At 63.1% G+C, this 12,177-nt stretch carries 8 protein-coding genes; all 8 read right to left on the reverse strand.

Annotated features, from left to right (window positions below; all coding sequences use genetic code 11):
• Positions 1-20: 20 nt before the first annotated feature.
• The 8 genes from BUB53_RS11910 to BUB53_RS11945 all read right to left on the reverse strand — a co-directional run bounded on the left by BUB53_RS11910 (position 21) and on the right by BUB53_RS11945 (position 12,094).
• Positions 21-2,021: a hydantoinase/oxoprolinase N-terminal domain-containing protein gene (locus tag BUB53_RS11910; RefSeq protein ID WP_073034995.1), complete on the reverse strand. Its 2,001-nt coding sequence runs from the start codon at positions 2,019-2,021 to the stop codon at positions 21-23.
• A gap of 49 nt (positions 2,022-2,070) precedes the next feature.
• Positions 2,071-3,120: a tRNA epoxyqueuosine(34) reductase QueG gene (gene queG / locus BUB53_RS11915; RefSeq protein ID WP_073034996.1), complete on the reverse strand. Its 1,050-nt coding sequence runs from the start codon at positions 3,118-3,120 to the stop codon at positions 2,071-2,073.
• Positions 3,121-3,182: 62 nt separating this feature from the next.
• Positions 3,183-3,848 carry an FtsZ-binding protein FzlA gene (fzlA, locus tag BUB53_RS11920; RefSeq protein ID WP_073035124.1) on the reverse strand — a complete coding sequence of 222 codons (666 nt, stop codon included), beginning with the start codon at positions 3,846-3,848 and terminating at the stop codon, positions 3,183-3,185.
• A 64-nt stretch (positions 3,849-3,912) separates the two neighbouring features.
• Positions 3,913-4,632: a monofunctional biosynthetic peptidoglycan transglycosylase gene (gene mtgA / locus BUB53_RS11925; protein ID WP_073034997.1), complete on the reverse strand. Its 720-nt coding sequence runs from the start codon at positions 4,630-4,632 to the stop codon at positions 3,913-3,915.
• A gap of 51 nt (positions 4,633-4,683) precedes the next feature.
• Entirely contained in the window at positions 4,684-5,268 is a 585-nt protein-coding gene (locus BUB53_RS11930) for a hypothetical protein (protein ID WP_159437819.1), read from the reverse strand.
• A gap of 251 nt (positions 5,269-5,519) precedes the next feature.
• Positions 5,520-10,052, reverse strand: a complete 4,533-nt coding sequence (gene gltB, locus BUB53_RS11935; protein ID WP_073034999.1) for a glutamate synthase large subunit — start codon at positions 10,050-10,052, stop codon at positions 5,520-5,522.
• Positions 10,053-10,056: 4 nt separating this feature from the next.
• On the reverse strand, positions 10,057-10,491 hold the full coding sequence (locus BUB53_RS11940) for a GFA family protein (protein WP_073035000.1): 435 nt from the start codon (positions 10,489-10,491) through the stop codon (positions 10,057-10,059).
• A gap of 169 nt (positions 10,492-10,660) precedes the next feature.
• On the reverse strand, positions 10,661-12,094 hold the full coding sequence (locus BUB53_RS11945; protein ID WP_229709540.1) for an NAD(P)-dependent oxidoreductase: 1,434 nt from the start codon (positions 12,092-12,094) through the stop codon (positions 10,661-10,663).
• Positions 12,095-12,177 lie beyond the last annotated feature (83 nt).

Consider the following 12,177-nt stretch of genomic DNA (forward strand, 5'->3'; position numbering starts at 1 on the left):
TGTCCTTTCCCTGTTGTCGGTCAGACGGCGACGCGTGGCCTCCCTGTCGCCTCGACCGTGATTTCGGCCTCCAGAAACACCTCACGCCCTTCGGCCTGTGCGCTGCGCAGGTCTCGGGCGGCGTGGGTGTGTATATCTTCGGCCCCCGCCGCCACCGCCTCGGCCCGTGCCTCGGCCGTCAGCGCATTTTGCAAGGCCAGCATCGCCGCCTCAGCGTCTGTATGATCCTCCGGCCCGGTTTCCAGATGCACCCGGTATTTCCCTTCCGCCGGGCAGGTCACCGTACCGCTGCGCCGGATCGTAACACGACCCACCACCGCACCGATAGCATTGGCCACACCCGCATGTTCGGGCAGAACCATCCGGCAGCTCAGGCGCTGCCCCACCGCAGGGTAATAGGACGGGGCCGATGCCCCAAGCCCCACCACCGGCACGTTCAGCCCGCTTTCGATGCGCACCAGCCCGTGGTGATGGGCCAGCCCGCGCTGCATCAGAACATGGCGCGCCAGGTCTTCGGGGGAAAGCCCGAACTCATAGGCATCCTCGGCAAAAGCAGTCTCTAACAAGGCCAAAGATGTCTGATGCGTCAACTGATCCACGATCATCTGCGCCAGTGTTTTGGGGTCGGGACACAGCATGTTACCACTGCCCGTGCGCCGCCGCCCCACCAACTCCAGCGCCTTGCGCGCCGCCGGCGCATCCCAATCCTTCAGGCGGCCCAGAACATGGCTGGCATCCGAAGGCGTGACCCCGGCCAACTGCACCAGCCCCCGCGCGACCAGCCGTTTCAGCGCCTGCCCCTCCAGCCGGGTTTTCAATATCTTTCCGGTCGGATGCACCTGATCGCCGATCCGTTGCAACAGGCTCTGTTCCCGCTCGGGCAGGCCATCGGCCTCGAGCCCCGGCACCGCCCGCACGAAACGCGCGTCATGCTCGTTCGGCACGGTGCGGCGCAACTGATCGTCCAGCGCGGCATGGACCACCTCGGGCGCTTCCGACGCGATCAGGCTGACCGGAATCAACCGCCGCGGCCCCAACGACACGCCCCCGTGCAGGCCCTCTTCCAGAACATGCACTTCGCTGTCACCGCCCAGCCCCGTGGTGCGCATCGCCACCGCCTCGACCATCGTGCGCCACGGCCCCACCTTGGCGCCCGCCGGGTCGATCATCGGGCGCCCATTGCGCAAAACGGCCACATCCGTCGTCGTGCCGCCGATATCCGAAACCAATGCCTCATCCGCCCCGGTCAGCCACCGCGCGCCCACGATACTGGCCGCCGGACCGCTGAGAATGGTCTCGATGGGCCGCTCGCGCGCCTGCTCGGCAGATACCAGCGCACCATCGCCGCGCACCACCATCAGCGGCGCATCAATGCCGAGCCGTTCCAGCGTGCCCTCGGCCCGGTTGATCAGCCGGGCGATCATCCCGATCAGCCGCGCGTTCAACAGCGCCGTCAACGCCCGCTTCGGGCCATTCAGCCTGGCCGACAGGTGATGCGAACAGGATACGGGCCGCCCGGTAACCTCCTGCACGATCCGGGCCGCGCGCAATTCATGCGCCGGGTTGCGCGTGGCGAACTGCGCCGCCACGGCATAGGCGGAAACGCCTGAATTCGTCTCTAACCATGCCCGAAGCGCGGTTTCATCCAGCGCCACGCGCTCGGCCCCGGCATGGCTGTGCCCGCCCGCGATCGCCACCGCCGGATCGCCCGCCAGCACCTCGCCCAGCCCGTGGCCTTCGATATCCTGTTCGCGAAACCCGATATAGATCAGCCCGGCGCGCCCGCCCTGCCCCTCGACCAAAGCATTGGTCGCCAGCGTCGTCGAAAGCGAGGCCAGACCGATCTGCCCGCGATCCGCGCCGCTTTGCTCCAGTACGGCGGAAATCGCCCGCTCGATCCCGATGGCCAGATCGTGCCGCGTGGTCAGCGCCTTGGCCTTGGCCACAACCTCGGTTTCGTTGCGGATCAGAACCGCATCTGTGTAGGTGCCACCGGTATCGACCCCCAAAAGCAACGCCATCTCGCCCGCTCCTTAACCCGTTCGCAAGCGGTGTAGCGGGTTTTGCGGATCAATCCATCCCGTTTGCGGCATGACGCAGTCGCAACACAGCCCAGCGCGCCGCATCCGCCACCGTTTCATTCGCATCCTCGCACAGCCCCTGCGCCACGTCGCTCAGCGCCGGATCGCCGGAATTCCCTATGGCATACAGCACGTTGCGCACAAACCGGTCCCGCCCGATCCGCTTGATCGGGCTGCCGGAAAACCGCGCCCGGAACCCGGCATCGTCCAGCACCGCCAGCTCGGCCAGCTTCGGCGCGATCAGATCCTCGCGCGCATGATACTTCACCTCGCGCGCCGCCACGGCGAACTTGTTCCACGGGCAGGCCGCCAGACAATCGTCGCAGCCATAAATCCGGTTGCCCATCCGCGCGCGCAGTTCTTCGTCCACTGGGCCCTTATGCTCGATCGTCAGATAGGAAATGCACCGCCGCGCATCCAACTGGTAAGGCGCGGGAAAGGCATCGGTCGGGCAGGCGTCCAGACAGGCCCGGCACGATCCGCAATGGTCGATTTCCGCAGGATCGGTCTCTAATTCCAGCGTGGTGAAAATCGACCCGATGAAAAACCAGCTGCCCAGATCACGGCTGACCAGATTGGTGTGCTTGCCTTGCCAGCCCAACCCGGCAGCCTGCCCCAGCGGCTTTTCCGGCACCGGCGCGGTATCCACGAACACCTTCACTTCGCCCCCGGCTTCGGCGATCAGCCACCGCGCCAGCCGCTTCAGCCGCTTTTTCAAAACATCATGATAATCGCGGTTTCGCGCATAAACAGAGACTGTTCCGACATCCCCTTGCGCCAATGTCGCCGTCGGATCGTCCGCGGGCGTATAGCTTTCGCCAAGCATCAGGATACTGCGCGCCTCAGGCCAAAGAGCATGCGGATCGCCCCGCCAATGGCTCCGCTCGGCCAGCCACCCCATCTGCCCGTGATACGCCTTGCCCAGAAACGCCGCCAGCCGGTCGGGCACATGCCCCACATCCCAGGGCCGGCACACCCGCGCCAGATCGAACCCCTCTTCAATGGCCCGTGCCACCAACTTGTCTTTCAAGCTGCCCATGGCTTCTTCTTGCTCAAAATATCCTGGGGGGAGGCCGCAGGCCGGGGGGCAAAGCCCCCAACTCAGAAATCCAGATCGGCATAATGCGCCGGCGGCGGGAATCCGGGCACCTGATCGGCCAGAATGCCCCGGAATGCGGGCCGCGACTTGATCTTGGCATACCAGTCCTTGACCGCCTCGCTGCGGTTCCAGTCCACGTCGCTGATATAATCCAGCGCGCTCAGATGCGCGGCGGCGGCGAAATCGGCCAGGGTCATGACATCCCCCGCCAGCCAGCGCCGCCGGTCCAGCAACCACGCCATGTAATCCAGATGATACTTGATCGCCCGCGCGCCCGCCTTGACATTGGTGCTGTCGGGAAAGCCCTGTTTCATCACCTTCTTGTTCACCCGCTCATACAGCAGTTTCGAGGTGACTTCGGAATGGAACTTGTCATCGAACCACGCCACAAGGCGGCGCACCTCGTATCGCGCCTCGGCGCTTTTGGGCATCAGGGACGGTTCGGGATATTTCTCTTCCAGATATTCGCAGATCGCGGTGCTTTCGGCCATGGTCTGCCCGTCGATCTTCAGCACCGGCACCTTGCCCGCCGGGTTGCGCCGCAGGAAATCCGGGTCTTTTTCCCAGTACCGTTCCTCTGTCAGTTCGCATTCGATCTTCTTTTCCGCAAGGCTCAGCCGCACCTTGCGGCAGAACGGTGACAACGGAACGTGATAGAGCTTGGCCATGATCAAATCAAACCTTGGTCGAATGGTCGGGATGCCCCCTCCATGCCGTGAATGGGCACGGTTTTCAATCCTCGAAACAGGCCGAACGCCCGTCCCGGCGGATGGTGGCCGCACCGTCCATGATCGACGCGGCCCGCTTGCGCAGCCATTCTCCCGGCTTTGAGGCCGACCGATCCTTGGGGTCCGGCAACACCGCGGCCAGCCGCGCGGCCTGCATCGCGCTCAAGTCCTCGGGGCCGACACCGAAGTAATGGCGCGCGGCGGCCTCGACGCCGAAAATGCCCTCGTCGAACTCGGCCACGTTCAGGTACACCTCGATGATCCGGCGTTTGGTCCACAGCCCCTCGACAACCGGGGTGATCGCGGCCTCCAGCGCCTTGCGCAGCCAGCTGCGCCCGTGCCACAGATAGACGTTCTTGACCGTTTGCTGACTCAGGGTCGAGGCCCCCCGCCCGCCGCCGTCCTCGATAGCGGTGCGGATCGCGGCCATGTCGAACCCCCAATGCAGGCAGAAATTCGCATCCTCCGCCGCCACGACCGCCCGCGCCATTACCGGCGCAACCTCGTCCAGCGGTACCCATTGGTAGTCTATTCCACCCAAACGGCGCGCTTCCTGCCCCATGTAAAAGGTCTGCGGCGGGGTCAGCACACGATGCGCCGCCACCGTACCCACGACCACCAAGATCACGATCAGACAAAACCGGATCGTCCAGCGACGCACCCAGCGTACCGGCTGAAATCGGCGCGGCTCGGGCGCGGTTTTCTTGGTCTTGCGTTTGGCCATTGCTGCCCAGCTATAGCGCCCGGTCAGGACGTTGCAAATCCCGCGTTTGTATCATTCTGCCACCTTCCGGACAGGCCTGTCCGCCATCTGTTTCTCATAGGCATTGCGAAACATACCGCCGAGTTCCTCGACCGTGCGGCGCACCCGCGCGCGCCGCCCGGCAATCGCATCCTGCGCCAACCGTACAAGGTATCCCCGCTCTTTCAGGGTTTCGCTGACCCGGTGCCCGAAGCCCGGCAAAATGAAATGTGCCACCCCGCGTGTTTTGGGAAAGCGCAGCGCATGTTCCAGTTCACCGGGGCCATCGCCATGCAGAATGAAATATTTCGTCTGCGCCGCATCCAGGTTTTCGATCCTGTCAAAGCGGAATTCACGAATTTTCGACCGGAAGAACCTCCAGCGATCCTCCTCCGGTACAACCTTTGGATTGGCCGAGTATTGCGGCGTCATCGCAAGAACCGAGTCAAATCGCGTCAACCGCGACAAATGTAACAGCATGGTCGCTCCCATCGAATCGCCAATTCCGGCAATCCGGGTCGCGCCCGCCTTCTCGGCGGCATCTTCGACGGTACGGACGACAGTTTCCGCCATTCCCGGCGCATTCAGCCAGCTCCGGCTTTGGTCTGTGATGAACAATGCCGGATTCTTCCCTCCGGCTGTGGCGATCTTCACGAATTCCGGGGGTGGCGGCGAATGTCGTTTTTTGCCCACGCTGGAACAACTGACAACAAGTGTTCCGGTCTCGCCTCCTGTCCGGAAAATCCGCAACGGCGGTTCAATCACCAAATCCTGTAACTCTAACTGCATCGGGCCCTCTTTCGCACCTTGACCGAAGTCTTAGCGCAAAAAAGGGCCCGATGGGAAAGGCAAGGATGCCGTCGCCGCGATTATTCCGCGGGAATGGCGCTGTCTTCGGCAGTCAAGGGATGGCGCAGCTTGTTCAGCATCTCCGTGGGGCAGACCTGAATGAAGTTCGCCTTTTCCAGATCCCAGTATTGCAGCAGGTCCTGCGCCTTGCGGCTGCCGGTTTCGTCGGCATGACGGCGCACCAGCGATTCCAGTTCGGCCAGCCAATAGTCTTGCGTGACAGGGCAGGTGACCAGAGATTCCATGTTGATCAGCTTTTCTGTCGCGCCGTCGGGATCGTAAAGATAGGCCATGCCGCCCGTCATACCGGCCCCGAAATTGGCCCCGATGCTGCCCAGGATCACGGCGACACCGCCGGTCATGTATTCGCACCCGTTGCTGCCGCAGCCCTCGACCACCACCCTGGCGCCCGAGTTCCGCACCGCAAACCGCTCACCGGCGCGTCCGGCGGCAAACAGGTAGCCATCGGTTGCACCATAAAGAACGGTATTGCCGATGATCGTGTTCTCGGCGGCCACCAGCGGGCTTTGCTGCTGCGGGCGCACCACGATGGTGCCCCCCGACAGGCCCTTGCCGACATAGTCATTGGCATCGCCTGACACTTCCAGCTTCAGCCCCGGCGCGGCGAACGCCCCAAGGCTCTGCCCCGCGCTGCCCGTCAGCTTGACGGTCAGGTGATCGGGTTGCAGGCTGTTGCGCATCCCGAAATTGCGCACGATGTGGCTCGAAACCCGCGTTCCGACCGTCCGATGCGTGTTCTGCACCGCGTAATGCAGTTGCATCTTCTCGCCTTCGTTCAGGAACCGCTGCGCATCGCGCACGATTTCCGCGTCCAGCGTATCGGGCACCGGGTTGCGCGGACGCTCGCGGTCATAGCGCGCATTCTTCGCGCCATCCACGGTGATCAGCATCGGGTTCAGGTCCAGATCGTCCAGATGCGCACTGCCCCGGCTGACCTGCGTCAGCAGATCGGCCCGCCCGATCACTTCGTCCAGCGACCGCGCACCGATGCTGGCCAGCAACTCGCGCACTTCCTGCGCATAGAAGGTGATCAGGTTCACCACCTTGTCGGCATTGCCCGTGAACTTGGCGCGCAGCGCCTCGTCCTGCGTACACACGCCGACCGGGCAGGTGTTGCTCTGGCACTGGCGCACCATGATGCAGCCCATGGCGATCAGCGCGGCGGTGCCGATGCCGTATTCCTCGGCCCCCATCATCGCCGCCATGACGATATCGCGCCCGGTGCGCAGCCCGCCATCGGTGCGCAATGTCACCCGGTCGCGCAGCTTGTTCATGCTCAGCACCTGATGCGCCTCGGTCAGGCCCATTTCCCACGGCAGGCCGGCATATTTGATGCTGGTCGCCGGGCTGGCCCCGGTGCCGCCATTGTGCCCCGAGATCAGGATCACGTCCGCCTTGGCCTTGGCCACCCCGGCGGCAATCGTGCCCACGCCCGACTGCGCCACCAGCTTGACCGTGACCTTCACGATCGGGTTGATCTGCTTGAGGTCATAGATCAGCTGCGCCAGATCCTCGATCGAGTAGATATCGTGGTGCGGCGGCGGCGAAATCAGCGTCACGCCGGGCGTCGAATGGCGCAGCCGCGCGATCAGGTCGGTCACCTTCATCCCCGGCAACTGCCCGCCCTCGCCGGGCTTGGCGCCCTGCGCCACCTTGATTTCCAACTCCTCGCACTGGTTCAGATACTCGGCCGTCACGCCGAACCGCCCCGAGGCCACCTGCTTGATCTTGGCCGACGGGTTGTCGCCATTCGGCTCGGGCACGAAATGCGCCGGGTCTTCGCCGCCCTCACCCGAATCCGAGCGCGCACCGATCCGGTTCATCGCCACGTTCAGCGTCTTGTGCGCCTCGGGGCTGAGCGCGCCAAGGGACATCCCCGGCGTCACGAACCGCTTGCGGATCGCGGTCACGCTTTCCACCTCTTCCAGAGGAATCGCCTCGCCCAGCGGCTTGATCGCCATCAGGTCGCGCAAATGGATCGGCGGGTTAGCCTGCATCGCCTTGGAATACTGCTGCCACAGCGCATAAGACGCCCGGTTGCAGGCCATCTGCATCAGATGCATCGTCTGCGCGCCCCAGGCATGGCTCTCGCCCGATTTGCGCATCTTGTAGAACCCGCCGATCGGCAGCACATCCTTGCCCCCGGCAAAGGCATCGCCGTGAATCTCTTCCAGCTTGGCCTGAATGCCGCTCACACCGATGCCGCTGATCCGGCTGGTCAGACCGGGGAAATACTCGTTGCACATCGCCCGGCTCAGACCCACGGCCTCGAAGTTCACACCACCCCGATAGGACGAGATCACGCTGATCCCCATCTTCGACATGATCTTCAGCAGACCCTGATCAATCGCCTCGCGATAGCGCGCGATATTCTCGGTCAGGCTGCCATCCAGCAGGCCACGCCCGATCCGGTCGGCAATCGTGTCCTCGGCCAGATAGGCATTGACCACGGTCGCCCCGGCCCCGATCAGCACGGCGAAATAATGCGGGTCGATACATTCCGCCGACCGCACGTTCAGCGAACAGAAGGTCCGCAGCCCCTTGCGCGTCAGGTGCGAGTGCACCGCGCTGGTGGCCAGGATCATCGGCATGCCGATGCGCCCCTCGCCCAGCTTGTGATCGCTCAGCACCAGATGCCCGGCGCCGCTGCGCACAGCATCCTCGGCCTCGGCGCGGATACGCTCCAGCCCGGCCTGCAACGCGCCCGCCCCGGCCTCGAAGGTACAGTCGATCTCGGTCACGTCGCCATCGAACTGGCGCATCAGCTCGTCCCACTGGGCATTGCCCAGGAACGGGCTTTCCAGCACCACGATTTCCGTCTGCTGGCTGGATTCGTCCAGCACGTTCTTCAGGTTTCCGAACCGCGTTTTCAGGCTCATCACCCGGTATTCGCGCAGGCTGTCAATCGGCGGGTTCGTCACCTGGCTGAAGTTCTGACGGAAGAAATGGCTCAGCGGGCGGTATTTCTTGGACAGAACCGCACTGGGCGTATCGTCGCCCATGCTGGCAATCGCCTCTTTGCCGTCTTCGGCCATCGGGGCCAGAATCGTCTCGATTTCCTCCACCGAATAACCAGCGGCGATCTGACGGCGGCGCAATTCGTCCCCCGTGAACAGGGGCGTTTCCGGGACACCGGCCAGCACCTCGTCGAGATCGTTGATCTTGCCGACCCATTCGCCGAACGGCTGGGCATGGGCCATTTTGTCCTTGATCTCGGTGTCGTGATACAGCTTGCCCTCGGTCATATCCACGGCCAGCAACTGCCCCGGACCCAGCGCGCCCTTTTCCTTGACCGTGGCTTCGTCCACCGGCACCATCCCGGCCTCCGAGCCCGCAATCACCAGCCCGTCGCCGGTCACCACATAGCGCATCGGGCGCAGCCCGTTCCGGTCCAGCCCGGCACAGACCCAGCGGCCATCGGTCATCGCCAGAGCGGCGGGGCCGTCCCACGGCTCCATCACCGAGTTGCAGTAGGAATACATGTCGCGCCACGCGACCGGCAGTTCCTCGGCCTGCTTCGACCAGCTTTCCGGCACCAGCATCGTCTTGGCCATCGGCGCATTGCGCCCCGCGCGCACCAGCACCTCGAACACCGAATCCAGCGCCGCCGAATCCGACGATCCGCCGGGGATGATCGGCTTGATATCCTCGGCCAGGTCGCCAAAGGCGCTGCTGGCCATGCGGATTTCATGGCTTTTCATCCAGTTGACGTTGCCCTTCAGCGTGTTGATCTCGCCGTTATGCGCCAGCATGCGGAACGGCTGCGCCAGCCACCACTGCGGAAAGGTGTTGGTCGAATAGCGCTGGTGATAGATCGCAAAGGCCGATTTGAACCGCTCGTCCTCGAGATCGGGATAGAACACCGCCACCTGTTCGGCCAGCATCATGCCCTTGTAGATGATCGACCGGCAGGACAGCGACGCGATATACATCTCGTTGATATTCTGCGCCGCGGCCGCCTTTTCGATCCGGCGGCGAATCACGTAAAGCTCCCGCTCAAAGGTCTCTTCGTCGATCCCCTTGGCGTTCGAAATCAGGATCTGCTCGATCTCCGGGCGCGTGGCGTTGGCCTTTTCGCCAAGGCAACTGATATCGACCGGCACATGCCGCCAGCCATAGATCGAATGCCCCATGCGCAGCACTTCGGTTTCCACGATGGTCCGGCAGGCCTCTTGCGCGCCGAAATTGGTGCGCGGCAGGAACACCTGCCCGACGGCCATCAACTGATCTTCGCGCGGCTCATGGCCGGTGCGGCGAATCTGATCGTAGAAGAACGGCACCGGAATCTGCACGTGAATGCCCGCACCGTCACCCGTCTTGCCATCGGCATCCACCGCGCCGCGGTGCCAGATCGCCTTCAGCGCATTGATGCCCGCCTCGACCACCTTGCGGCTCGGCTTGCCGTCGATCGAAACGACCAGACCCACCCCGCACGAGGAATGCTCTTCCTCTTCGCTGTACATACCGTTTTCGGCCAGCCACTTGCGCTTGGCCTCTTCGGTCGCGGCCCAGTTGGTGTCAAACCTTGTCATGGTCTCAGACCTCCTCGTTCAGATGCGGGTTCTCCGCCTCGTATTGCGTCCGGCTGATACGATCATGATCGCCAGCCAGTGAAAATCCATCGGGCGCGCAGTCGGCATAGACCACGCGAGTCAGCCGTGCGCCGGCCGCATTCTCGAAAAGACCGGGCAGGAATTCGTAAACTCCGGTATCCGGCCCATCCACGTTGCGCAGCCAGAGCGCCGATCCGCAGGTGTCGCACCATGCCCGCTCCGAAAACCAGGACGAGCGATACGTCTTGACCGGGCCGGACACCGTGACACCGGCCTCCGGCGCTTCGATGCCCATCTGGACCGAGCCCGACCATCGCGTACACATGCTGCAATGGCAGGCCGAGATTTCATCGGACAAGCCGGTGACGGCGATCTGAACCGCGCCACAAAGGCAATGTCCCGTCACTTGCGTTGTCATCCGTCCTAGCCGTCCTCTGCCTTTGTCAGGTAGGTCAGGGCTGCTGCCCTGTCTGCTGTCATGTTCCGCGCATTTGGCGCGGTTGTGTCCATTGCGCACGCGCGATCCGTGAAACCGCCGGAATTTCGTACAAAACCCGTGTCCATTTCGTACGTTTTGTACGAAACGCTTACTCCGCCGCGACCGATTGCGCGGCGTTCAGGTAATCCAGGATCGCCTCGGCTGAATCGCGCCCGTCACGGATCGCCCAAACCACCAGAGACGCCCCGCGCACGATGTCGCCCACGGCAAAAACACCGTCCATCGCGGTCTTGCCCGTGGTGAATTCGGCCTTCACCGTTCCCCAGCGCGTGACCTCCAATTCCTTTTGATTCCAAAGGGTTGGCAGGTCTTCGGGCTCAAATCCCAGCGCCTTGATCACCAGATCGGCGGGCTCATCCACTTCGGCGCCCTCGATAGGTTCGGGGCTTTGACGCCCTGTCGCATCGGGCTGGCCAAGGCGCATCTTCTGCACCTTCACCACACTCACCGGATCGCCGACAAAGCCCTTGGGCGCGCTAAGCCATTCAAAAATAACGCCTTCTTCCTCGGCATTTTGCACTTCGCGCTGACTGCCCGGCATGTTGTCCCGGTCCCGGCGATACAGGCACTTGACCGATTTGGCCCCCTGCCGGATCGCCGTTCGGACACAATCCATAGCGGTATCGCCACCACCGATCACAACAACTTGTTTGCCTTCGGCGTTCAGCTCGCCACTGTCATACTCCGGCACCGTATCGCCAAAGGACAGCCGGTTGCTGGCCGTCAGGTAATCAATCGCCCGCACAATCCCCTTCGCACCGGCCCCCGGCCCTTGCAGATCGCGGCTTTTGTAAACACCCGTCGCGATCAGTACCGCGTTGTGTTTATTACGAATTTCCTCGAATGCGATGTCCTTGCCCACGTCACAGTTCAGCACAAACTCCACGCCGCCCTGCTCCAGTTGATCGACCCGGCGCAACACCACATCCTTCTCCAGCTTGAAGCCCGGAATACCATAGGTCAGCAACCCGCCACCGCGATCATAGCGGTCGTACACCGTCACCTGCACACCCTCGCGCCGCAGCACATCCGCCGCCGCCAAACCACCGGGACCGGCGCCGATTATCCCAACGGATTCAATACGTTCCTGCTTGGGCGTCACCGGCTTGACCCAGCCTTCCTCCCACGCGGTATCGGTAATGTACTTCTCGACCGCACCGATGGTCACGGTGCCATGGCCCGACTGCTCGATCACGCAGTTGCCTTCGCACAAACGGTCCTGCGGACAAATCCGGCCACAGATTTCCGGGAAGGTATTGGTCGCCTGACTGACCTCATACGCCTCTTGCAAACGGCCCTGAGCCGTCAGGCGCAACCAGTCGGGAATGTTGTTATGCAACGGGCAATGCGACTGGCAATAAGGCACACCGCACTGGCTGCACCGGCTGGCCTGCTCCTTCGCCTTCTCGTCGGCGAACTCCGCATAGATCTCGTGAAAATCCTCACGACGGTCATCTGCCGCCCGCTTTTCTGGCATGTCCCGTTGGACGGTCACGAATTTCAGCATCGGTTGCTTTGCCACGGCATGGCCTCCGGAATTGTCTTGCACCGCGCTTGTCTACTGGATTGCATGCGCAAAGAAAAGTCACAACAGTTGACCTAATA

Source organism: Roseovarius pacificus (assembly GCF_900142665.1).
Taxonomy (GTDB): domain Bacteria; phylum Pseudomonadota; class Alphaproteobacteria; order Rhodobacterales; family Rhodobacteraceae; genus Roseovarius; species Roseovarius pacificus.

Bases quoted from the DNA above. Each gene is read 5' to 3' on its own strand.
- BUB53_RS11940 (WP_073035000.1), bottom strand. From the start codon at position 10,491: ATGACAACGCAAGTGACGGGACATTGCCTTTGTGGCGCGGTTCAGATC.
- mtgA (WP_073034997.1), bottom strand. From the start codon at position 4,632: ATGGCCAAACGCAAGACCAAGAAAACCGCGCCCGAGCCGCGCCGATTT.
- gltB (WP_073034999.1), bottom strand. From the start codon at position 10,052: ATGACAAGGTTTGACACCAACTGGGCCGCGACCGAAGAGGCCAAGCGC.
- fzlA (WP_073035124.1), bottom strand. From the start codon at position 3,848: ATGGCCAAGCTCTATCACGTTCCGTTGTCACCGTTCTGCCGCAAGGTG.
- queG (WP_073034996.1), bottom strand. From the start codon at position 3,120: ATGGGCAGCTTGAAAGACAAGTTGGTGGCACGGGCCATTGAAGAGGGG.
- BUB53_RS11910 (WP_073034995.1), bottom strand. From the start codon at position 2,021: ATGGCGTTGCTTTTGGGGGTCGATACCGGTGGCACCTACACAGATGCG.